This window comes from Acinetobacter sp. NEB 394 (assembly GCF_013374795.1).
GTDB classification, from domain to species: domain Bacteria; phylum Pseudomonadota; class Gammaproteobacteria; order Pseudomonadales; family Moraxellaceae; genus Acinetobacter; species Acinetobacter johnsonii.
In genome coordinates this window covers 2,576,351-2,599,682 of sequence record NZ_CP055277.1, presented here as the reverse complement: position 1 = coordinate 2,599,682, position 23,332 = coordinate 2,576,351, and the positions used below count along the sequence as shown (strand labels likewise).

Below are 23,332 nucleotides of genomic sequence, written 5' to 3'. Positions count from 1 at the left end.
AAACTCTTGCTATAGCAGAGGGTGAGGGGAGGAATATCCTTTATTTGGCTAGGATCAGTTTGTTAGATGAGGGATGTTCCTAATGTGAGTTGAGAATCCGAAAAGAAGCTTTGGCTTCTTAATTTAATTGACACCGTTTCAGAAATACCTAAATGGGAGGTTTTTGATTGATTCAGGAGCTTTTCTTATTTATTGGTACTTGTAGTTAATCATATATTCCATATTGCGTATATTCGAATATTCATATATAAAAAGCTGTCTGTTTAAGAGATTATACTCATGGATCAAATGCCAAAAGTTCAAATTTACCATAATCCTGCCTGTGGCACGTCTCGTAACACTTTGGCGCTTATTCGCAACACGGGGATCGAACCAGAAGTAATTGAATATCTGATTACGCCACCATCAAAAGATCAGCTGATTAAAATGATTCAGGACTCTGGTTTAAGTGTTCGTGATGTGTTACGCAAAAATGTAGATGCTTATACTGAACTTAATTTAGACGATGCGAACTGGACAAATGAGCAATTGCTTGATGCTATGCTTGAACATCCCATCCTGATTAACCGTCCTTTGGTCGTGACAGATTTGGGCACTCGTTTATGTCGCCCATCTGAAGTAGTGCTAGATATTCTACCTTTGCCGCAATTAAAAGCTTTCGCTAAAGAAGATGGTGAAGTCATCATTGATGAGCAAGGCAGACGCTTAAAATAAAAGGTGAGACCCCTAACGCTGTTGGACTTTGTATCAGTGTAGAGCAGGAGATCTAAATGGAGAACATTGTCGCAATTTTTGCTTGGTTAAATGATGTTCTACTTAAAATGACCTGGCTCTCGGATGGGGTGCGCTGGTTCGTTGAAAATGTATTTGGTTTATCCGTTGCAACCCGGTTGGGTGGTAGTGTCCATTTCTTTATTTATGATGTATTCAAGATCTTTATTCTGCTTTCAGTGTTGATCTATACATTATCTTATATTCAAAGCTATTTCCCTCCAGAACGTACTCGGCTGATTTTAGGTCGGATGACAGGAATCAAAGCCAATATCATGGGGGCATTACTCGGTACTATTACTCCATTTTGTTCATGTTCTTCGATTCCGTTGTTTATTGGTTTTACCCGTGCAGGACTTCCGGTAGGCGTCACTTTTTCCTTTCTGATTTCATCACCACTTGTTGACTTGGCTTCAATTATTTTATTGGCGAGTATCTTTAACTGGAAAATTGCATTGGTCTATGTGTTACTTGGATTAGTGCTGGCAGTCATCGGCGGGTCATTAATCAGCTACTTGAAAATGGAAAAGTATGTGGCTGAATTTGTGGCTCATCATCAAACAATCTCAGGTGACGATGAAGATTTCAGCATGACTGCAAAAGAGCGGCGTACATTTGCTTGGGAACAGGTGACAGACATTTTTAGTAAGGTCTGGCTTTATGTCTTGATAGGTGTCGGGATTGGTGCGGCAATTCATAACTGGATTCCTGAGCAGTGGATTACTGTCTTACTTGGTCAGGAACACTGGTATTCCGTACTGATTGCCACGATTGTCGGAATGCCAATGTATGCGGATATCTTTGGCACCTTGCCGATTGCAGAAGCACTTGTGACTAAAGGCGTTGGCTTGGGGACGGTTTTAGCGTTTATGATGGCGGTCACCGCACTTTCTCTGCCATCGCTAATCTTGTTAAAACAAGTGGTGAAAACCCGTTTATTGAGCCTGTTTGTAGGGATCGTTTTTGTGGGAATCTTGATTGTTGGTTATACCCTGAATACTTTGGGTTATTGGTTTTTATAAAAAGTGTGGAGAATAAAGATGCAAATTAAAGTTTTAGGAACAGGTTGTCGTAAATGCAAAGCCTTATTGGCTGCAACTGAAGAAGCTGTAAAAAGCACGGGTGTTCAGGCAGAAATTGAATATGTAACTGATATGATGCAAATTGCTGAAACAGGGTTGTTAAGTACGCCAGGTCTGATCATAGATAATCAAATCGTTTCAAGTGGCAAAGTTTTGGAACCACAAGCCATTGTGGAGTTGATTGAAAAAAATAAATAAGTGTATGTGGAAAACTGTAAAAAAGACCTGTGGCATAAGCCACGGGTCTTTTTTATTTGTGTCTTGAGATGTTAAGAAGTTTTAAATTTTTCCCTTTCTGGCAAGCATATACGGATATGGGTATACTTTTATAATGAGTACTCTTTACTGAATATATGGATATGTGTATATTTGCATAATAGAATGGGAGTAGTTATGGACCACGTTCAGTTTTTTAAATGTTTATCTGATGAAACACGTCTCAGTATTGTCATGCTTATCGCAGAAAACGAAGAGCAATGTGTTTGTGATTTGACAGATAAACTCCAGTTAAGCCAACCAAAAATTTCACGGCATTTAGCCCTGTTAAGATCAAGTGGTTTGCTGAATGACCGTCGGCAAAAGCAGTGGGTGTATTACAGTCTTAACCCACAACTACCTGAATGGTGCTTTGAAATTCTGAATACACTTAAACGTAGCAATGTTCCCGTGTTATTTGATCCCTCAGCTCTATCGATTCAGAGCCATTGCGAGTAAGTTTTTATGAAATTTTTGTTTCTGTGCACGGGTAACAGTTGTCGCAGTATTCTTTCTGAAGTTCTGTTTAATAGTCGAGCGCCTGAAGGTTGGGTAGCTTATAGCGCTGGAAGTAAACCTTCTGGCCAAGTTCATCCGTTAACCATTCAGACTTTACAGAACCTGGGGTTGTCTACCGAAGGTTTGTCGAGTAAAACGATTGATGCCTGTGAACAGTATCAGCCCGATGTCGTCATCACCGTGTGTGATGCGGCAGCACAAGAAGCTTGTCCGTTGTATTTAGGAGGAGCAATCAAAGCACATTGGGGTCTATCTGATCCATCACATTTAGATTTGCCTGAACAAGAAAAATTACAGGCATTTTTAAGTACTGTAGAACATATCAACAAACGCTTAGATGCACTTTTTGCATTAGATACCCATCACATGAGCCGTCATCAGCTTATTGCTGAAATCAATCAAATTTCCCATCTTTAAGCGAGCAGATCATGTCTAAACCAGGATTATCCTTTTTGGATCGCAACCTGACGCTATGGATTTTTGTGGCCATGGCATTGGGTGTTGCGATTGGGGTGGTATTTCCACAAGCATCCGTCGCATTGGACGCAATGAGTGTAAATTCAGTCAACTTGCCAATTGCGATTGGTTTGATTTTGATGATGTATCCACCATTAGCCAAAGTAGATTATGCAGCTTTGCCCAAAGTATTTCAGGATAAAAAAACATTAGCGCTCTCTCTGATTCAGAACTGGCTGATTGCGCCAGTGCTGATGTTTGTATTGGCGATAGTCTTCTTGAGTGATTACCCAGAATACATGACAGGTCTGATTCTGATTGGCTTGGCGCGTTGTATTGCCATGGTACTGATCTGGAATGGACTGGCATGCGGGGACAATCAATACGGTGCTGCATTGGTCGCATTTAACAGCATTTTTCAGATTCTGTTCTTTAGCAGTTATGCCTGGTTCTTCCTGACCTATCTGCCGCCATTTTTTGGGATAGAAGGGAATGTCATCAATGTTGATTTCTGGACCATTGCCAATGCTGTCCTTATGTACTTGGGGATTCCATTCCTGATGGGCTTCCTGACGCGTCTATCTTTAGTGAAAGCCAAAGGTCTGGACTGGTATCAGAATCAGTTTCTACCCAAAATTGGTCCACTCAGCTTATTGGCCTTGTTATTCACCATTGTAGCCATGTTTAGCTTGAAAGGCGGTGATGTAGTGAGTTTGCCAATGGATGTGTTGCGGATTGCAATTCCATTGACGCTTTACTTTGTCGTGATGTTCTTTGTCAGCTTTTTCATGAGTAAGTGGATGGGGAATGACTATCCCAAAACCACTGCAATTTCATTTACCGCAGCAGGTAACAATTTTGAGTTAGCGTTGGCCGTTGCGATTGCTACCTTTGGTTTGGCTTCACCAATTGCCTTTACTACGATTATTGGCCCATTGGTTGAAGTGCCCGTGCTGATTGCACTGGTTAGCGTATCCTTGTGGCTGAAGAAAAAATATTATCCAAATTCTTAAGAGGCAAAGATGACACTCCCTAATCTTGAATCTGATCTTTTACCGACACCAACTTTTGCGGAAGTGCAGGCTAAAGAACTAAGTCACCCACCACGTATCTTATTGCTATATGGCTCAAACAGAGAGCGTTCATATAGCCGCCTAGCTGTGATGGAAGCTGGGCGAATTCTTGAGCGTTTTGGTTGTGAGGTTAAAATCTTTCATCCCAAAGGTTTACCTTTACCTGAAGATGGTGATCTGGAACATCCAAAGGTTAAAGAGCTGCATGAATTGTTGGCTTGGTCTGAAGGCATGGTTTGGTGTTCGCCTGAGCGGCATGGTTCGATGAGCTCAATCTTCAAAGCACAGATTGATTGGATTCCACTTGCTGGAGGAGCAATTCGTGCTACGCAGGGTAAAACACTGGCTTTGATGCAGGTGAGCGGTGGATCACAGTCTTTTAACAGTGTAAACCAGATGCGAATTCTTGGGCGCTGGATGCGGATGATCACGATTCCAAATCAGTCTTCTGTTCCTAAAGCCTTTTTGGAGTTTGATGAGGAAGGACGGATGAAGCCTTCATCGCTATATGATCGTATTGTTGATGTAATGGAAGAGCTATACAAGTTTACTTTGCTGACTCGCGGTCAGAGTGCCTATTTGACCAACCGTTATTCGGAGCGAAAAGAATCGGCTGAAGAACTGTCTAAACGAGTCAATCAGCGTAATCTTTAAAGCTGAACCGTACCGGGTTTGTCGGAGAGTCAATATTCTGAGAGACTACCCCGATGACAAAATTAAAATATACCCCTGAAATCAGAGAAAGAGCGGTTCAATTATTGATTGAATCTGAAAAAGATTATCCTTCTACTTGGGCTGCAATCACAGCAATTGCGCCTAAGATTGGTTGTACTCCTGAAACACTTCGTGCCTGGCATCAAAAGCATTTAGATCAGCAAAATCCTATTAAAGTACAACAGATATCTGATCAAGAAAAAATGAAGCAAATGGAACGTGAAATTAAAGAATTAAAGCGTGCCAATGAAATTCTACGTAAAGCAGCCGCTTTTTTCGCCCAGGCGGAGCTCGACCGCCCACACAAATAATGGTGGATTTCATCCATAACAATAAAGACTTATATGGTGTTGATGCGATTTGTAGAATTTTACCGATCGCAGCTTCAACCTATTACCGGACTCTAGATCTCTGCGATGAGAAGCATTGCTTCGCAAGGGAACATCGAGCAAAGCGAGATTTACATGACTTGCATCATGCTGAGGAGATTAAACGAATTTGGAAGGAAAGTTCAGGTCGATATGGTGTACGTAAAGTCTGGCAAAAACTGAAACGTGAAGGCTATATTATTGCACGCTGTACTGTTGCTCGATTAATGAAAAAGCTAGGTATACAAGGTGTTTGGCGAGGTAAGAACAAACAAACCACCCGTAGCCGAGATGACCAAAAACGAGCACCTGACTTGGTGAAACGGAATTTTAGAGCTGATCAGCCTAATCACTTGTGGGTTGCTGACTTTACCTATATTCAAACAAATTCAGGCTGGGTCTATACCGCCTTTATTATTGATGTGTTCTCACGAGCAATTGTTGGATGGAAAGTATCTACACGGATGAATACAGATATGGTACTCGATGCACTTGAGCAAGCATTGCACGATCGAGGCATGCCAAAGAATGTGATTCATCATTCCGACAGAGGTGTGCAATATCTTTCCATTCGCTATACCAATCGTTTAGAAGCAGCAAATTTACGAGCATCAGTCGGTACAACGGGTGACTCATACGATAATGCTTTGGCTGAAACGGTGAATGGCTTATACAAAACAGAGGTGATTGAATATCTAAAAGCAGATTGGCAAGGTTTAGCAGATGTACAACTTGCGACACTAAACTGGGTAGATTGGTTCAATAAAAAGCGTGTACACAGTGCACTGGGTTATGTATCGCCTTTTGATTTTGAAGCAATGTACTATGATAAGATTAACCCGTTAGGTCAGGTGGCCTAACTTAAATAAAAAGTCTCCGACAAACCCGGTACGGTTCAGCTCCAGATTACACCACGCTTTGTAGAAGACAAAAGCATATTAATATTGTAATCAGCTACCAAAAAAGTAGCGATGGGCTGCATCTACTCATGGACTCTACAGGCATGAAGTTTCTAGGTGAGGGCGAATGGAAATGCAAGAAACATGGACCTGAATATCGTCGCCAATGGCGTAAACTTCATATTGGTATAGATGCTAAAACCCTACAAATACGAGCAGTTCAGCTTACAACCAATGTCAGTGATTCACAGGTGCTTGGTGATTTACTTAATCAGATTCCACAAGATGAGCAGATTAACTGTGTTTATACCGATGGAGCTTATGACACCAAGCAATGCCGTGAGGTCATTGCAGATCGGCAAGCGCATGCGGTGATTCCACCTAGAAAAAATGCGAAACCATGGAAAGATACAAAGAGTAGCTCGCTAGAGCGAAATGAATTACTTCGAACAATTAAACGTTTAGGCAGGACACTATGGAAAAAATGGTCAGGCTATCATCGTCGAAGTTTGGTTGAAACTAAGATGCATTGCATCAAATTATTAGGAGATAAACTCAGTGCAAGGAGTTTTGATAGCCAAGTGAATGAGATCCATGCACGTGTAGCAGTCCTTAACAGATTTACGGAATTAGGTCGACCACTTACCCAAGTTACGCCTTAAATTTGGCTCAATTAGGGGCGCTTTGCATTTCAAATCTTTGTGCAACAAAGCCTGTCTGAAATATTAATCGTGGTCATGATGTACCTCTATTTTACTCATCGAACAAAAACGAAGATTTACCCTAACCTAATTTCTCGTAGTCATGAGCTTTTTAAATACAACACCAACATATTATGTCTTAAAATTCACGAAGTATAAAAATTGTCAGTCTGTGTTTTATTTATAGAGTGCTAAGTTGATTAAATTATGCTGATGTTATTTTTATTTTCAATTCAGCCAACGTCTATTTACTGAGTTTCCAGCATTATTATAGTGGATAACTTTTGCATAATTACCTACGGCTGTTGCATTATCAGGAATATCTTTGGTCACTACACTCCCTGCACCGATGGTGGCATTATCGCCAATTTTAACATGATCGATAATACAGACATTTGGGCCAATATATACATTATCGCCAATTACAGCGGCCTGCCGACCGCCATTGGCACCAATCGTTGTAAACTGAGAAAGGTTGACATTGTTTCCAATCACAGTAGTTGGGTTGACAATCAAAGGTCCCCCATGACCGATGAACAAGCCATAGCCAATTTTTGTGGTGCAGTGGATATCGATTCCGTATTTCTTCTTCTTATAATAAAAAATAGGATAGGCCAGTTTGCCGATCCACGATTTTGAAGCCGAAAGACGTAACCAAACGCTAAAGTTAAAACCACGATTAAACAAATAAGTTTTGAGAAATGAACTTAATTTCGTATTGCCACAATACCGATATAAATCACTCAAAATCAATTGAACTAACATGGAAAAGAACTCATAGGTTGAATGCGCGATTTTACTTGATTTGACGCTGAGATGTTATCTCGATTTTGCCTTTCAGTATGGTCTCTTATTTTTAAAAAATATCAATTGGCTTTTATTTGTACAGTTGTTTCGAAATGTCATAGGCACTTGTCGAGAGTGAAAAATGCTTTTATATTGTACTTACAGTAGGTCGATAACTAAGACGCTACGATGTAGTTGGACGGATCAATGACAGCTCGTTGAGTTTGGAACGAAATGTTCAAGCAATAAATCAGCACTAGCCTTCCAACATAGAAAAGCTCGCAGCAATGCGAGCTTTTTTTATGTAAAAAAAATATGACTATGTATCTCGGTTGTTAAGCATATTTGATTTAAGTTTATGATTTATAGTTATGATTTTGAAAATATTTATATAAATTAACATTGCGATAAATTCTAACAACTCTAAGGGCGGTGTTGGAAAAAACTTGTGCTATAAGATTAAGCAGAGCTAAAAAAAGAAAAGGAAAATGACCATGACTCAGCTTGTAGATGTAAAGGTAAAGGACCAATACAGCCAAACTTATAATGTGAAGGCCCAGTTAAGGCAAGTACCTGAAAACTCCGAAGCAGAACGTTTGGATTTGTTTAAACGAATTGAACATATCGTTGTTGATGGTGAAGTGATTCTGCCTAGTATTGAACTGTTATTTGAAAGTCGGCAAACTGAGAGTATATACCGAGTTGTTGATTAACCTTTTTGAAAAAAGCCCATGTCTACATGGGCTTTTTTTTATGGGCGATCTACGTCGAGTTGCGTTATCCCATTGCAGTATATAAGAGATAAATTTTTTTGAGCGATTATCTTGAAGGTCATAAAATAAAATCAGCATTTCACTTCACACATAGTTATTATTTATCAAGCTGTTTGATGAATGGTTCGAGTAACCATTGTGCCAAAGTATTATAAAGTCGAAGAAAAACATTAAGATTTATTGCCTGAATGATAAAACAATAGATTGCTAATCAAACTCGTAGTCTTTAAATCTTAACTAAGGCCGAAAAAGACTCAATTATTATCCTTTGAATCTATTTATTTAGGCTGCCTGCAAACGCAACAGTGAGTGATTGATCTGTTGTAAGTGTTGGTTGAGTACTATGGGTTCTATTCGACTTTCCTGTAACGTCGTAATCCATTGCATTTGGCAGCGTTTGAGACTGTGTAAGTCTGTCGCCGATTGAATTTGAAGAATGAGTTGTTTTGCCATTAAGCCACAATAACGTTGTAATAAGCTCATCATCAAATCGCGTGTTTCTTCAAAGCTATAAGCTTTAAGCGGTGGGGCTGGGCTTTGTGTAGGGGTGGGTGGTGAAGGAGTCTGCGCTGTGCTGTCTAAATCTATTGGATTGACGTTATTCTGACTATTTTCGAGTACAGACGTCGATGATTGAGCCTCCGATGACGGCTGTATTGGGCTAGAGACGCGAGATGTTTGTATGGAATGAATTAAACCTAATTCAATTAATTGTCCGAGGATTTCAGGCGTTGCGATGCGTTGTTTGAATTGGTCAGCCAATTGTTCAAAATCTTCTGTACCAATTAAAACCAATAGTCGTCTTTGACGTGCATTGAGTGGGATATGACGTTGTTGTAAAGCATCTAAACCCAATGCTGTTTTTTGATAATGATTCATACCTTAACTTACTCCCCCGAACAAATAAATTAAGGCTGAACATACAGGGCGAAAATTACAACAATATTAAGAATTTATGACAATACATTTTAGAGCGTTTTAATGCTCGTATTTTCTAAAGCTTTACGTAAATACGGATCGAGTTCATCTTGACGCATTAACCACTGAATATAGTCAGCAGGGAGTTCGGCAATCGCTGTTCCGCGATGCTTGCCAAAATTAATGATTCGCGGAATACGAGCATCTTCAGAGACAGCAAATAATTGCTCCATGCTGTTTATTTTTAATTGATGAACCACATGCATTAAAATATTGGCCGTTAAAATAATATCCATATCGGCACGATGAGCTTTTTTAATCATTTCACGGGCTTTTTCACTGCCTTTTGAAATCATATAAATGAGTGCCGAAATATTGTGCGCTTCAGCATCAGGCCAGACCAAACGTGCAAGGGCGAGTGTACAAATCGCTTTAATATGAGAAGTATCGACACCACATTTTTCGATAGCCCGAATATCATAATCAATATTATGACCAATGATGTACTGTGTTTCAGCAGGTAGTTTAAAGGTCGTATAGTGCGGCTTCCCAACGAGGTCTGACTCTAAAATATGATGCACAGCCATCGCTGCGAATGAGATCGGTTCATCGACGGTATAGAGCTGATCAAATACTTGGCTTTTGTCTAGGCTTAATTTGCCATTTGCAATTTTAATCGGTGCATATGCAATCTCAATGGGTTGACCATTTAGGGTATGGGTTTCTGTGTCGAGAATAATGGCTTGCATGTGCATATCCGAAAATTAAAAGCTGAATAAATTTATCATTTTCAAGACTATCAAGACAGCCCATGACAGCTGGATTTGTGGTTTATTCGCTTATTTTGTGCGGTGATGTTGTTTAAATCATCTGGTGAATCTGCGTGATTAGAGATCAGACTTTATTGAGCAAGGGAAAAGTTGGAAGCTACTTGTCGATTTATTTAGGCAGATTGCAAGGAAAATGATTGCTTAAAATAAAAATGATTCTTTGGGATTCAGCTCAAACAAAGACTAGGAGAATGTTCTGCATCTAAATTCAGTTGTAGGGTCAGGATTTATTTTAAACTTCAAATCACTAGTTTTTATAACAAAGGCGAGTATGCATTTGCAGACAATGTTCACTTTGTATCATTCTCGTAAATGGTCTTGCCACGCGTCATTTTGAGGCGTAAATCATTAATGTATTCAAGTGATTTGAATCGTTACAACAAGAAAAAATGTCATAAAGGAATTTTAAGATGAAAAAACATATATTGGCCGTGTTCGTCAGTAGTTCTATGCTTGTTTTAACAGCTTGTGGAGGAGGGGATGGCGATTCAACTTCTGTTGGTGTGGATGATGGGATTCCTAAAAACAATATTGTTAATCCAGTCGTAACGACGCCAACAGCATATACAGCTACAGATATGTCAGCTACGGCTGGTGAAAGTGTAGTCATGACTTATAAAATGCTGGGTCAGGACAATAAAGAAACTCGCGCAACAGCATTGCTTTTTACCCCTAAAACAGTACCCCCCGCGAAAGGTTGGCCAATAGTGGTGTGGGCACATGGTACTACTGGTGTTGCTGATATTTGCGCGCCAAGTAAATCTTCTATGGATCTCGATGTAAAATCGATGATTAATGAGTTACTTAGCGCGGGATATGTCGTTATTGCTCCTGATTACGAAGGACTGGGAGAACCAAGTGGTACAGAAGCCCATCCTTATCTTAATTTAAAAAGTGAAGCTTTTTCGATTACAGATGCAGTAGTTGCAACACGTGACTACTTAACCAAGCAAGGTAAATCGGTTTCAAAAAACTGGGTGACGGTTGGACACTCACAGGGTGGTCATGCTGCTTTAGGTGCTGGTGAATATCAAAGTCGCGCGCAGTTAGATTATAAAGGGACAGTTGCGATTGCACCTGCGTCTAATTTAAAAACGATCTTTCAAGTGGGGGCTGCAAGTGTTGCAAATTTGCCAGCAACTCAACAGGTTGCTACTTATACTTCACTGAATACCTATGCTGCACTCATCACTGCAGGTATGCAAAATCCACCCAATATAACTTTGTACGGGCAAGTGTTTGAGTCTGAAGCAGCCCGTATTGCACGAACGGCTGAATCGGCATGTTCAGGGACTGTTTCTGTAAATTACTATACGGAAATGTGGGCTTTAGCGACTGGTTATAACACATTAAATGGATATTACCCAAAAACAGGATTTCTAGATTTGCCAGTCATAAAAAACTTTTTAGATAACACATCTCAGCCTTTGAAGGTCAAACAAACAGCGCCAATTATTATTTATCAAGGCACCAATGACACGACTGTTCCAAGAGCGATTACGAATATTTTATATGCTGGAGCTTCTCAAGCTGGAAACAATATTCGTTATGTGACTGATGATAGTGAAACGACGAAATGGACCCATACCACATCGTTTAGTGAAAATATCGATGATATTGTTGATGATGTCAAAACTCTCATGCCAATTCAGTAATTTGCTTTGACTCAAATCGCTCATGGCGTTCTGCTTCATGAGCGATTTTTTATTTAAAACTGCGTAAAGTTCGTTCTCGAAATTTATAAACTTCATGCTACAATACGCGCCAATCTTAGCACGGCTTAAAAGCCCTAATTTCATAGGACCTCGCTAATGTTTGCCAATATCTCAATTGCTGAATTTGATCCAGAAATCGCGCAAGCAATCACAAATGAAGATGCTCGCCAAGAAGCGCACATCGAACTGATTGCTTCTGAAAACTATTGCTCTCCAGCAGTAATGGAAGCACAAGGTTCAAAACTTACAAACAAATATGCTGAAGGCTACCCAGGCAAACGCTACTACGGCGGTTGTGAATATGTAGACGTGATTGAACAATTAGCGATTGACCGTGCTAAAGAGCTTTTCGGTGCAGATTACGCAAACGTTCAACCACATGCAGGTTCACAAGCAAACTCTGCTGTTTACTTAGCGCTTCTTAACCCAGGAGACACTGTTTTGGGTATGAGCTTGGCTCACGGCGGTCACTTGACTCACGGTGCAAAAGTAAGCTTTTCTGGTAAAACATATAACGCAATTCAGTACGGTTTAAACCCTGAAACTGGCGAGATTGATTACGAAGAAGTTGAACGTTTAGCAATTGAGCACAAGCCACGTATGATCGTTGCTGGTTTCTCTGCTTATAGCCAAATTGTAGATTGGCAGCGTTTCCGTGACATCGCGGATAAAGTTGGTGCTTACCTATTTGTAGATATGGCTCACGTTGCTGGTCTAGTTGCTGCTGGTGTTTACCCAAGCCCAGTTCAAATTGCTGACGTAACAACAACCACTACACACAAAACACTTCGTGGCCCACGTTCAGGTTTAATCCTTGCGAAAGCAAACGAAGAAATTGAGAAAAAATTACAATCAGCTGTATTCCCTGGTAACCAAGGCGGTCCATTGGTTCATGCGGTAGCGGCTAAAGCAATTTGCTTTAAAGAAGCAATGGCTCCTGAATACAAAGTTTACCAACAACAAGTGGTGAAGAACGCTCAAGCAATGGCTGAAGTTCTCATTGCTCGTGGTTATGACATCGTTTCTGGCGGTACAGAAAACCACTTGTTCTTGTTATCTCTTATTAAGCAAGATGTAACAGGTAAAGAAGCAGATGCATGGTTAGGTGCAGCTCACATTACTGTGAACAAAAATGCTGTACCAAATGACCCACGCTCACCATTTGTGACTTCTGGTATCCGTATTGGTACACCGGCTGTGACGACTCGTGGTTTCGGCGAAGCTGAAGTGCGTGAACTTGCTGGCTGGATCGCTGATATCTTAGACAGCAAAGGTGACGAAGCTGTGATTAACGCTGTTAAAGCGAAAGTTGAAGCTGTTTGTGCGAAATTTCCTGTTTACGCAAACTAAGTTCTGACTTGAGAAAGCCCCCTCAAGGGGGCTTTTTTTATAGCATTAAAAAATCAAAATCAGTTGAAATGTAATTTAGACTGCATTTCTGATATAACAGAAGTTATAGGCTAATAAATTATTTTTAATAAGAATTTTATTCATACCGTATTCAAATAGGAATGCAGCACATGGCAAACCCAGCAATTATCATTTCTGAGCAGGATCTTCATCGTTTAGAAACGATGTTAGAACATCAGCCTAAACTTACACCGACCATGCAGTTGCTTGAAGAAGAATTGGCACGTGCCGATGTTGTTGCTCCACAAGATATGCCTGCCAATGTGGTAACGATGAATGCAAAAGTTTTACTGACCATTGCGCCATCTACAGAAGCATCTGAAATTACCTTGGTTTATCCGCATGATTTTAAAGGCGAGAAAGGACAGGTCAATGTTGTAGCCCCAATTGGTGCAGCAATTCTTGGCTTAGCTGAAGGTCAAGAAATTGAATGGCCACAGCCAGATGGTCAAATGATGAAAGTCAAAATTGAAAAAGTGGTTTATCAACCTGAGCGTGAAGGCGATTATTTATAATATCGAACACCCCAATTTAAAGCCATGTTGATCATGGCTTTTTTTATGACTTCAAATATGCGTTTTTTTTCATAAAGGATTGTAACTCCATAGAAAATAAAAATAGAGTATGTATTGATTGGATCTTTTATTTCTACTCAATAGGTTTGGGTCCTAGTACGAATAGAGGACTTAATAACAGATATAACCTTCGTGATAATTTTTACGGCACAAAAGATGTCACAGCATTTTTGCAAAAATCTACATGTTATTTGACATAAAAGCTGTACTATAAAAATGATTTTATTCAATTTCTTTATTGGGTTAAAGCACTATGGCACAAATTGACGTTCTTGTTCCTTTAAGGGATATACCAGTCAATTCAGATGAACTTTTAAGTATCCAGCGTAATGATTTGGTTCCGTTGCTGAACGATCAATATCGTCTCAATCATTATGCAGATAGTGTCATTCAAGCGCAGTCTGCGCTGTTAAATGGAATAGACCCGCAGCTCACTTTACAGTTGAGCCAAACCATTGAGCAACTGATCCAGTCACTGGCTGACTCAAAAAAATATCTGAAGAAGCGTAAATTTAATGGGCTACAAAAGTGGCTCGGAATTGATATTGAATATGGTTCAACCCAAGTTGAATACTATAAAAAACTGGATCAGCTGTTGGATCGAGCCAATCATCTCAGCCAAAAATTGCAAATAGAAATTCAAAAGTCACAAGCACGTTATCAGCAGCTCACTGGTTTACGTGAGCAAATGGCCAAATATGTATCTGCGGCTGAAGCATTTTTAATGGAATATCCTAAATTTGTGAAGAATGCACATCCTTTAGATAATTTTGCAGAACGTTTATCCAAGAAAATAAACAGCTTGCAGACTTTGCAAAGCAGTAATGATATTGCGATCACTCAAATGCAATTGTCTCAGCAGCTTTCATTGAGTTTGTTGGACCGATATAAAGAGGCACAACAGGTCTTGATTCCAGCATGGCAATATCATGTCAAACAATCGCAGCAATCAAGCTCGACAATTGAACTGGAAAAGCTCGATAATAGCCGTGAAAAATTGATTCATACCTTAAAAAAATCACTACAGAAACCAACACTTTAAGAAATAGATTAGGTGAATTATGACCAACTCAGAACAAAACAGTCTTGTGGTAGAGCCAACCACCGAAGTGATTGAACATAAGTTTCAACAGTTAAATTTGCAAGAAATTGGCTTGCAACAAGATGACTTCAATGCGGTCTTGGCAGCACGGAAAGAGTTGGCAGAAATCAACCATAACGCCGTAGCGGAGTATGGTAAAAATATTGCGACACAAACCTCAGGATATACTGATGAGTTGTTAAATTTGGTGCAAAATAAAGACCTTGATGAAACTGGGCAAAAGCTGAATCAGGTGGTACAAGTTGCACAGCAGCTCAATACCTCAAGTATCTTAAATAAAAAGAAAAATTCAGGTTTCTTCGGTGGCTTGATAAGCAAAATTAAAGGCGCAAAGAATAATATTGATATGCACTTTAATACCACCAAAGAACAGATTGATACTTTGGTGAAAGAAATTGAAAAATCGCAGTCTGGTTTAAAAGCACGTGTTGATACGCTCGATCGGATGTTTCATGGTGTGCAAAGTGAATATAAACAGCTCGGTGTGTATATCGCGGCGGGTAAGTTGAAACAAGATGAAATTCAGCAGGAAATCTCAACACTGACTTCACAGGCACAAGATCAAACCACGACACAGAGAGTTTACGACCTCAATCATTTAGCCAATAATTTGGAAAAACGTGTAAGTGATCTGCAGGTTTTACAACAATCAGCCATGCAAACATTACCGATGATTCGTATTATCCAGTCTAATAATTTGATGTTGGTCGATAAGTTTTATGCGATTAAAAACATCACATTGCCTGCATGGAAAAATCAAATTAGTTTGGCGATTTCTTTAAATGTGCAGAAGAATAGTGTGCAGTTGGCCAATACCATTGATGATGCGACCAATGACTTATTGAAGCGTAATGCCGATTTGTTACATCAAAACTCAGTAGATACAGCAAAAGCTAATCAACGTTCAGTGATTGATATTGAGACGCTTGAACATGTACAAAACACCCTCATTAAAACAGTAAATGATGTGATTCAAATACAAAAGGAAGGGATGCAGAAACGTGCGGAAGCAACCACACGTTTGCGTAGTTTGCAGGACAATTTGAATCAACTGGTTTTAGACTCAAGTTCTAATCGTACGACACCATCTTAATGCCGAGTTGGGTGGTCGATAGAGGAGAAGTATTTGCCTTCCTTAGATGAGTATGTTGTTCAGCCTCAGCACATTGAACAAGGCGTGGTTGCACTCAAACAACGTCAACGTAAACTGAGTTTATGGTGTATGTTAAGCGCCGCCTTGTTTATTGCTTCCAGCATTAGCTATTTTCTACAACCTGATTTTGTCTATAGCTTTTTTGGACTGAGCACTGAAATACAGCAACTGCATATGCCCATGAGTGTCGATGAAAATCTCGCATCACTAGGACATCAGCCAGATTATTTTCTGAATTTGCTGTCGTGGTTTGGTTGGCTTGTGCTCAAGATTATGGTGTCTTTTATTGGGGCATTTGTATTGGTGCACTATGCACGGAAAATTCATTTTTTCTATGTGCGTTTTCAATCTTTTATACTGAAGTTTGTGGCATGGCTGATTGCCTTTATTCTGCTTTGGTCATGTCTGACCTATGTGCAATATGATTTAAAAGATGATGAAAGCAAGGCTTTTCAGCAAATCGTACACTACGATAAAAACATTCAGCAAAGTGAAATAGCACAGTATTTGCAGCAGTCTCAAATTCAAATGCCTGTAAAGCATTATTTGCTTGCACAGACGGCATTGTTACACCAACCTGTCGATAAAAATGCAGCCATTCCGCATGTGCTTGCTCTGGTCCAAGCAGAAAAAAATGATTCACATTTTATTGAATATGGGTTTAAGCCTGAACAGTTATGGACGATGCAGTATCAGCTTTATGGCAAAACACTCACGCCGATGGCTGCAAGTGTAGAAAAACAAGTTCAGCAAGCAGCACAGTTTACTACGGTCATGCAATTCTTCTCGCTTATCTTGATGCTACTGATGGCAGTCCTGTGTCTTGTGTTGTTTGGTTTGACGCGTCAGTTAAAAGCTAGAACTTTAAGAATTGAACAGCGGATGCAGAGTGAATCCTAAGCTTTGACTTCATAAAAAGTTTTATGGGGTAGTGAGACTTTTTATGAAGAATATCTTTAGATCTGAAAAACCGATTGCTAAAATAAAAACAAACTGTTTTATCTATTTTTAGATTTACTCTATGATTCTTTTATCAAATAATTTTACAGACTGCTTTGGAGAGCTTAACCATGTTAGATCAAAATACTTCAGCTCAATTAAAAACACTTCTTGAACGCCTTGAAGCTCCGATTGAATTGGTTGCGACTTTGAACGGTTCTGAGAAATCAGACAAAATCAAAGAATTAGTTGAAGAGGTTGCAGCACTGTCTCCACTGGTGACTGCACGTTTTGATGGTAAAAACTCACGTGCACCTAGCTTTGGTGTAGCAAAAGCCGGTGAAGAGCCACGTGTGTTCTTTGCGGGTTTACCGATGGGACATGAGTTTACCTCTTTGATCTTGGCATTGTTACAAACCTCAGGTTACGCACCCAAAGTATCAGATGAAGTTTTGGCTTCAATCAAAGCTTTGGGCATCCAGTCTGACTTTGACGTCTTTGTCTCATTAAGCTGTCACAACTGTCCAGACGTGGTGCAAGCGTTGAACCTGATTGCTATTTACAATCCGGGCACGACAGCAACGATGATTGATGGTGCATTCTTCCAAGACGAAGTCGAAGAACGCAAAATCATGGCTGTACCAATGGTGTTCCAAGACAATAACCATATCGGTCAAGGCCGTATGACCTTGGAAGAGATTGTTGCCAAACTGGATACCAATTCCGCAGCCAAAGAAGCTGAAAAACTCAATGCCAAAGATGCTTTTGATGTTTTAGTGATTGGTGGTGGTCCTGCGGGAAATACCTCAGCCATTTATGCTGCGCGTAAAGGCATTAAAACCGGGATTGTGGCTGAACGTATGGGTGGTCAAGTCATGGATACCATGGACATTGAAAACTATACCTCAATTCAAAAGACCCAAGGGCCGAAGTTTGCCGCTGAAATGGAAGCACATGTCCGTGAGTATGGTGTGGACATCATGAACTTACAACGTGTTTCTAACATCAAAGGTGCAGATGAGACCGCGAATGGCTTGGTTGAAGTCACTTTAGAAAATGGTGCAAAGCTTGAATCTAAAACGGTCATTCTTTCTACAGGGGCACGTTGGAGAGAAATGAATGTGCCGGGCGAAGCAGAATACCGTACTCGTGGTGTTGCTTACTGCCCACACTGTGATGGTCCCCTGTTTAAAGGCAAACGTGTTGCCGTAATTGGCGGAGGGAACTCAGGTGTCGAAGCCGCGATTGATCTTGCTGGGATTGTTGAACATGTAACTTTGGTTGAGTTTGATACCAAACTACGTGCCGACCAAGTGTTACAAGACAAATTGCATAGCTTGCCTAACACTACGGTGATCCTGAATGCACTCTCGACCGAAGTTGTGGGTGATGGTTCACAAGTGACGGCATTGAAATATAAAGACCGTGCAACTGATGTAGAACATACGGTTGAGCTTGCAGGAATCTTTGTGCAAATTGGTTTATTACCAAACACTGATTTCTTAAAAGAGACTGCTGTTGAGCTTTCAAACCGTAATGAGATTATGATTAACGATCGCAACGAAACCAATGTCAAAGGTGTATTTGCCGCAGGTGACTGTACGACTGTGCCATACAAGCAAATCATCATTGCCACAGGTGAAGGCGCGAAAGCATCTCTGTCTGCTTTTGATTATATTATTCGTTCTGGGCTGTAAGTGTGAAATGAAAAAGCCAACGCTCTCCCAAAATATACGTTGGCTTTTTCCCTTTATGTTGTATCGCTGATCTTTGGTTTTACCCTTGATAGGAACTGAGTCACTAACAGCTCAGTTCCTTTTTTTCGTTTAAAGCAAATATCTTGCACAAAGAAAAAGCCAAAGTGCTCCCCAGTCACTTTGGCTTTTTCATTTAGTTTTTGTTTATTGTTATTCTTTGCCCAGTTTTTGTTTTGAAACTCTGAGTGTGGTCAGTACTCGGTTTCTTTTCTACTTTCCCCAAGGTTAGACGCTAAATAAGTTCAATCCTTTAAATTTTTCTAACAGTTGTTGCTGTGTTTCAACGTGTTCTGGATGTGGCTCGATACAGGCAATTGGGCAAACATCGACACAGGTTTGGGTGTTATAAAAACCAACACATTCGGTGCAACGGCTGACATCTATTTCATAAATTTTATCACCTTCAAAAATAGCGGTATTGGGACATTCGGGAAGACACATATCACAGTTAATACATGCATCCGTTATTCGTAATGCCATGGCATCATCCCCTCAACTTGCAACATAGGCCAGTGAAGCTGCTGAAATGTCAGCATTTGAATGCGGTAAGTTACGAATAAGTAGGGCATAGCGCATATCGACATCAGCAGGAATAGGGATTTCAACCACATGCCCTGAGCCTTTCGCTTCAAGTATTAGATTGCCTTTTTTATCGAGGATTTCTGTTAGTTCAAAAGTGATGTTGCCTGAAGTGGTCATGAGTTCGAGCACATCGCCCACTACAAAACGGTTTTTGACATCGACTTTCAGATAATCGCCATTGCGTTCCAAAATTTCACCGCAGTATTGTTGATGGTCAAAACTGGATGAACCATTTTCATAGTTTTGATATTCGCTATGTACGTGGCGACGTAAGAAACCTTCGGTATAACCGCGGTTGGCTAGACCTTCGAGTTGTGTCATGAGTGATGGGTCAAAAGGTTTACCTGCAAGCGCATCATCTATGGCTTTGCGATAAATTTGGGCGGTACGCGCACAGTAAAAATAAGACTTGGTACGCCCTTCAATTTTTAAAGAATGGATGCCCATTTGAGTCAAGCGCTCAACATGCTGCACCGCGCGCAAGTCTTTTGAGTTCATAAAGTAAGTACCATGTTCGTCTTCTTCAGCAGCAAACATGTCTTCTTCATGACGTTGTAGTAATACGGGTTCATCGAACTGATGTTGTGCTTGCATATGCAGTTCATCAGCATCAGAGTTTGAACAGCAATTGGAGTCTGTATTCAGATTTTGGACTGGGATTACATCACCATTTTCATCTTGATGAGTCTCATGTACTTTGTATTCCCAACGGCAAGCATTGGTACATGCCCCTTGATTGGCATCACGTTTGTTCATGTAGCCTGAAAGCATGCAACGTCCAGAGTATGCCATGCATAGCGCACCATGCACAAAAACCTCAATTTCCATGTCAGGCACTTGCTGCTTAATTTCTTCAATTTCATCAATGGATAATTCGCGGGACAAAATGACTCGAGTCAGTCCCATGTTCTTCCAAAACTTCACTGTAGCCCAGTTAATGGCATTGGCTTGAACCGAAAGATGCACATCCATGTCTGGAAAATGTTCGCGTACCATCATAATCAGACCTGGATCTGACATGATCAAGGCATCGGGTTGCATCGCAACCACAGGTGTGAGGTCGCGAATAAAGTTTTTGAGTTTTGAGTTATGTGGTTGGATATTGACGACCACATAAAACTTTTTGCCTAAGTCATGCGCTTCTTGAATGCCGATAGCCAGATTGTCATGGTCAAATTCATTATTGCGCACACGTAAACTGTAACGAGGTTGTCCGGCATAGACTGCATCTGCACCATAGGCAAATGCATAACGCATATTTTTAAGCGAACCTGCAGGAGAAAGAAGTTCAGTAACGTGATGAATGCTCATGTTTAAACTAAGGCATATAAAAAATATGGGTTTATTGTAGGGCTTTAAAAAATAGATTCAACCTAGTAAAAAACTCGGAATTTGAGCGGGGGATAGACGCGAAAATCACACATTCAAATGTTCGATTTGAGTGCTAAATGGTAAATGTTTGAATATATGATTTTATGTGGCTAAGGATAAAAATGAATTTAAATCCCCTTGTTTTATAAAGTAAAAGATCTGTTATATAAAACTTATTCGAGGTTCTAATCATCAAAAAATTGGAGTTCTTTGTGGCCTTTTATCCGAAATAATTAGAGATCATTTTTATTAGATTTGATGTGTGGCTAGATTTTTTATTTCTGAAATTATTAAAAAATTAAAGAAAATAAGAATAAAAATCCTACATTGACGATGTAAGGTTCGGGTAAATAGGTAGCAAAACCGAGTAATACCCATATTCTAAATTCTGCGTTGATGTGTTTTATACATCTAGCCCTGCTTCAAGATGTCTTAAAATTTGACAATCATCAATGGTTGATTGAGTTGCGCAAGACTGCCGAAATTGTTGTAGTTGTATCTGGAATTTTTGTAATTCAATGATTTTTTGTTCGACTTGTTTCAAATGCTCATCGATCAGTTGATTGACCGCACTACAGTCTTGTTGAGGCTTTTGCTCCAGTTCAATCAGGTATTCAATTTCTTTGAGTGAGATATCCAGCGCGCGGCAACGTTTAATAAAAATGAGTCGTTTAAGTGCATCATCTTGATAATAGCGATAATTATTGTCCCCGCGAAAAGAAGGCTCTAATAAATGCTTTTTTTCATAGAAACGAATGGTATCGGCACTTAATCCCGTTTTATGGACTAAGTCTTTCATCAAATAAATAGCAGATGAGTTTTGTTGATTCATTTTGCTTGACCTTAGAGCGACTCCATAGTTTTTAATCATAATAGAAAATGATTAGGTCTGGATAGAGGTTGTGTATATGGCATGTTCTTCTTGCAGTTGTGCACCCGCACCGCAAAAGCCAAATAGTAAGTTTAGAACGGCATTGTGGATAGCCTTATTTATCAATTTAGCTATGTTCGTGGTGGAGCTTATTGGTGGAGCTTATGCACATTCGTCATCCTTATGGGCTGATTCTTTAGATTTCTTTGGTGATGCAGTCAACTATGGTATTTCCCTAGCGGTGCTTGGTGCGAGTTTATATTGGCGGGCGACAGTGGCACTGCTCAAAGGCATGACCATGGCGTTGTTTGGCTTGGTGGTGATTGGTAAAGTGATCTATGCCTATGCTTTGGGAATTCCACCTGAAGCTATGACCATGGGGGTGATTGGTGTGATTGCTTTGCTTGCGAATGTGGTTTGTGCCGTCATTTTATATGCCTTTAGAGAAGGTGACTCTAATATGCAATCGGTCTGGCTCTGTAGCCGAAATGATGCGATTGGGAATGTGGCAGTTATTTTTGCTGCAATAGGTGTGTTTGGTACTGGCAGTTTGTGGCCAGACATAATCGTGGCAGGCATTATGGCGACTTTAGGTATGACAGCGGGTTATCAAGTGGTGAGCAAAGCATTATCTGAGCGTAGATTACAGCTCGAGAATTAAGAAAACGCTAAATTTCTTAATCAAAGTAAAATTATTTTCCATAAAAATGCTCCGCAGCTGCTCGGAGCATTATGTTGTTTACATAATAAGAATAAAACTCTGCTCATTTGTCGGATTGATCTGGCTATAATGGCGCCTAATTTATGATCGCTGTTTGCGATCGACTATGACTGAAACTTACTTTTTAAAAATATAGACGATGATAAATACAATCACTCAAGTGTTTGAGCAATTGGGGTTAAGTGCACAAAAACGTGCCATTCATTCACAATTTTCACATGCTGCATTAAATCATGACATCTTTTTACAGCATATTGAAGGCACCCATGCATTAAACCAAGGTTTAAATGTTGAATTGATCTGCCTCTCAACCAATGCCCTGATTCCACTCAAACAATTTATCGGGGTACAAGTCGCGGTCGATCAGGTCACAGACCAAGGCACATTATTTCGCAGCACAGGGATCATCACCCAAGCCGAACAAGGACAAAGTGATGGTGCACTGACCCTGTACAAACTTCGCTTAGAAGATGCAACGGCACTTTGGCATAAACGTCGCAACAGCCGAGTGTTTATGAATAAAAGTGTGCGAGATGTCAGTGAAATACTCTTTAAGGAATGGCAGAGTAAAAGTCCGCTATTTGCTGCTAGCCTCAGGCTTGATCTTTCTGGTTTAAATACAGAGACCGATGTTCGTCCCTTCATCATGCAGTCAAATGAAACCGATTATGACTTTCTAACACGGCTCTGGCGCAGTGAAGGCATCAACTGGCTGATTGATGAAGCTGAACTCTATGTGCCTCATACTCGTCATCCGATTCAAGCCCAAAAACTTAGACTCTTGGATGACAACAGTCAGTTTCAAGCCTTAAAGCGTCGACAGATTCGTTTTCATCGTTCTAGTGCTACCGAACAACAGGATAGCATCATCAGTCTGAGTGCGCAGCGCAGCCTACAACCGACTGCAGTCCATATCCAACGTTGGCAAGCCGATCACCTGAGTCAAGAAGAAGGCGCAGGTTCAGTCCAAAGCGGCTTTGTTGCACAAACC

At 40.2% G+C, this 23,332-nt stretch carries 23 protein-coding genes, 2 pseudogenes and 1 other annotated feature; of the genes and pseudogenes, 19 read left to right on the top strand and 6 right to left on the bottom strand.

Annotated features, from left to right (window positions below; translation table 11 throughout):
* Positions 1-279: 279 nt before the first annotated feature.
* The 9 genes and pseudogenes from arsC to HUK62_RS12460 form a co-directional block, all read left to right on the top strand.
* Positions 280-714 carry an arsenate reductase (glutaredoxin) gene (arsC, locus tag HUK62_RS12500; RefSeq protein WP_004988483.1) on the top strand — a complete coding sequence of 145 codons (435 nt, stop codon included), beginning with the start codon at positions 280-282 and terminating at the stop codon, positions 712-714.
* A 56-nt stretch (positions 715-770) separates the two neighbouring features.
* Complete coding sequence (locus HUK62_RS12495; protein ID WP_176538024.1) at positions 771-1,793, top strand: permease; 1,023 nt, start codon at positions 771-773, stop codon at positions 1,791-1,793.
* A gap of 18 nt (positions 1,794-1,811) precedes the next feature.
* Positions 1,812-2,051 carry a thioredoxin family protein gene (locus HUK62_RS12490; protein WP_004988479.1) on the top strand — a complete coding sequence of 80 codons (240 nt, stop codon included), beginning with the start codon at positions 1,812-1,814 and terminating at the stop codon, positions 2,049-2,051.
* Between the two features lie 195 nt (positions 2,052-2,246).
* Entirely contained in the window at positions 2,247-2,567 is a 321-nt protein-coding gene (locus HUK62_RS12485; protein WP_004988477.1) for a metalloregulator ArsR/SmtB family transcription factor, read from the top strand.
* 6 nt (positions 2,568-2,573) lie between these two features.
* Positions 2,574-3,044 (top strand): arsenate reductase ArsC, encoded by a 471-nt coding sequence (locus HUK62_RS12480; protein ID WP_017395154.1) that lies wholly within the window; start codon positions 2,574-2,576, stop codon positions 3,042-3,044.
* Between the two features lie 11 nt (positions 3,045-3,055).
* The gene (arsB, locus tag HUK62_RS12475; protein ID WP_161416981.1) at positions 3,056-4,096 is read left to right on the top strand and encodes an ACR3 family arsenite efflux transporter; all 1,041 of its coding nucleotides are present in this window, start codon (positions 3,056-3,058) and stop codon (positions 4,094-4,096) included.
* Between the two features lie 9 nt (positions 4,097-4,105).
* The gene (gene arsH / locus HUK62_RS12470) at positions 4,106-4,810 is read left to right on the top strand and encodes an arsenical resistance protein ArsH (RefSeq protein ID WP_016659428.1); all 705 of its coding nucleotides are present in this window, start codon (positions 4,106-4,108) and stop codon (positions 4,808-4,810) included.
* 53 nt (positions 4,811-4,863) lie between these two features.
* A protein-coding gene (locus tag HUK62_RS12465; protein ID WP_176538023.1) for an IS3 family transposase occupies positions 4,864-6,098 on the top strand; the annotation gives its coding sequence in 2 pieces (ribosomal slippage) (positions 4,864-5,140 and positions 5,140-6,098; 1,236 coding nt in all).
* Positions 5,139-5,255, top strand: a sequence feature (AL1L pseudoknot). Its footprint overlaps the gene before it by 117 nt.
* A gap of 35 nt (positions 6,099-6,133) precedes the next feature.
* Positions 6,134-6,799 (top strand): annotated as a pseudogene (locus HUK62_RS12460) (IS5 family transposase); the annotation flags it as partial.
* Positions 6,800-7,066: 267 nt separating this feature from the next.
* On the opposite strand, the gene HUK62_RS12455 reads toward HUK62_RS12460, so the two are convergent.
* Entirely contained in the window at positions 7,067-7,603 is a 537-nt protein-coding gene (locus HUK62_RS12455; protein ID WP_125281858.1) for a DapH/DapD/GlmU-related protein, read from the bottom strand.
* A gap of 515 nt (positions 7,604-8,118) precedes the next feature.
* On the opposite strand from HUK62_RS12455, the gene HUK62_RS12450 reads away from it, so the two are divergent.
* Entirely contained in the window at positions 8,119-8,337 is a 219-nt protein-coding gene (locus tag HUK62_RS12450) for a hypothetical protein (RefSeq protein WP_176538022.1), read from the top strand.
* A gap of 342 nt (positions 8,338-8,679) precedes the next feature.
* Here the strand turns inward: HUK62_RS12450 and HUK62_RS12445 are convergent, their stop codons facing one another.
* On the bottom strand, positions 8,680-9,276 hold the full coding sequence (locus tag HUK62_RS12445) for a hypothetical protein (RefSeq protein WP_078389472.1): 597 nt from the start codon (positions 9,274-9,276) through the stop codon (positions 8,680-8,682).
* An 89-nt stretch (positions 9,277-9,365) separates the two neighbouring features.
* Entirely contained in the window at positions 9,366-10,064 is a 699-nt protein-coding gene (locus HUK62_RS12440; RefSeq protein WP_176538021.1) for an exonuclease domain-containing protein, read from the bottom strand.
* A 491-nt stretch (positions 10,065-10,555) separates the two neighbouring features.
* Between HUK62_RS12440 and HUK62_RS12435 the strand changes: the two genes are divergently transcribed.
* The 7 genes from HUK62_RS12435 to ahpF all read left to right on the top strand — a co-directional run bounded on the left by HUK62_RS12435 (position 10,556) and on the right by ahpF (position 18,736).
* Entirely contained in the window at positions 10,556-11,800 is a 1,245-nt protein-coding gene (locus HUK62_RS12435; protein ID WP_176538020.1) for an alpha/beta fold hydrolase, read from the top strand.
* A gap of 156 nt (positions 11,801-11,956) precedes the next feature.
* Complete coding sequence (glyA, locus tag HUK62_RS12430) at positions 11,957-13,210, top strand: serine hydroxymethyltransferase (RefSeq protein WP_005400534.1); 1,254 nt, start codon at positions 11,957-11,959, stop codon at positions 13,208-13,210.
* 170 nt (positions 13,211-13,380) lie between these two features.
* Positions 13,381-13,785: a nucleoside diphosphate kinase regulator gene (gene rnk, locus HUK62_RS12425; RefSeq protein ID WP_004696044.1), complete on the top strand. Its 405-nt coding sequence runs from the start codon at positions 13,381-13,383 to the stop codon at positions 13,783-13,785.
* Positions 13,786-14,098: 313 nt separating this feature from the next.
* On the top strand, positions 14,099-14,887 hold the full coding sequence (locus tag HUK62_RS12420; protein ID WP_176538019.1) for a tellurium resistance protein: 789 nt from the start codon (positions 14,099-14,101) through the stop codon (positions 14,885-14,887).
* Positions 14,888-14,906: 19 nt separating this feature from the next.
* On the top strand, positions 14,907-16,040 hold the full coding sequence (locus HUK62_RS12415) for a toxic anion resistance protein (protein ID WP_176538018.1): 1,134 nt from the start codon (positions 14,907-14,909) through the stop codon (positions 16,038-16,040).
* Positions 16,041-16,073: 33 nt separating this feature from the next.
* Positions 16,074-17,000 carry a hypothetical protein gene (locus tag HUK62_RS12410; protein ID WP_176538017.1) on the top strand — a complete coding sequence of 309 codons (927 nt, stop codon included), beginning with the start codon at positions 16,074-16,076 and terminating at the stop codon, positions 16,998-17,000.
* Between the two features lie 170 nt (positions 17,001-17,170).
* Positions 17,171-18,736: an alkyl hydroperoxide reductase subunit F gene (ahpF, locus tag HUK62_RS12405; RefSeq protein WP_176538016.1), complete on the top strand. Its 1,566-nt coding sequence runs from the start codon at positions 17,171-17,173 to the stop codon at positions 18,734-18,736.
* A gap of 285 nt (positions 18,737-19,021) precedes the next feature.
* Here ahpF and HUK62_RS12400 read toward each other — a convergent pair whose 3' ends face one another.
* From HUK62_RS12400 to HUK62_RS12390, 3 genes are all read right to left on the bottom strand, one after another.
* The gene (locus HUK62_RS12400) at positions 19,022-19,276 is read right to left on the bottom strand and encodes a YfhL family 4Fe-4S dicluster ferredoxin (protein ID WP_176538015.1); all 255 of its coding nucleotides are present in this window, start codon (positions 19,274-19,276) and stop codon (positions 19,022-19,024) included.
* A 12-nt stretch (positions 19,277-19,288) separates the two neighbouring features.
* On the bottom strand, positions 19,289-20,689 hold the full coding sequence (gene yegQ, locus HUK62_RS12395; protein ID WP_176538014.1) for a tRNA 5-hydroxyuridine modification protein YegQ: 1,401 nt from the start codon (positions 20,687-20,689) through the stop codon (positions 19,289-19,291).
* A 463-nt stretch (positions 20,690-21,152) separates the two neighbouring features.
* Positions 21,153-21,581, bottom strand: coding sequence for a Cd(II)/Pb(II)-responsive transcriptional regulator (locus HUK62_RS12390; protein ID WP_176538013.1), 429 nt, complete (start codon positions 21,579-21,581; stop codon positions 21,153-21,155).
* A gap of 76 nt (positions 21,582-21,657) precedes the next feature.
* On the opposite strand from HUK62_RS12390, the gene HUK62_RS12385 reads away from it, so the two are divergent.
* Together HUK62_RS12385 and HUK62_RS12380 are read left to right on the top strand one after the other, a co-directional pair.
* Positions 21,658-22,281 carry a cation transporter gene (locus HUK62_RS12385; protein WP_004696060.1) on the top strand — a complete coding sequence of 208 codons (624 nt, stop codon included), beginning with the start codon at positions 21,658-21,660 and terminating at the stop codon, positions 22,279-22,281.
* A 199-nt stretch (positions 22,282-22,480) separates the two neighbouring features.
* Positions 22,481-23,314 (top strand): annotated as a pseudogene (locus HUK62_RS12380) (phage late control D family protein); the annotation flags it as partial.
* Between the last annotated feature and the right edge of the window lie 18 nt (positions 23,315-23,332).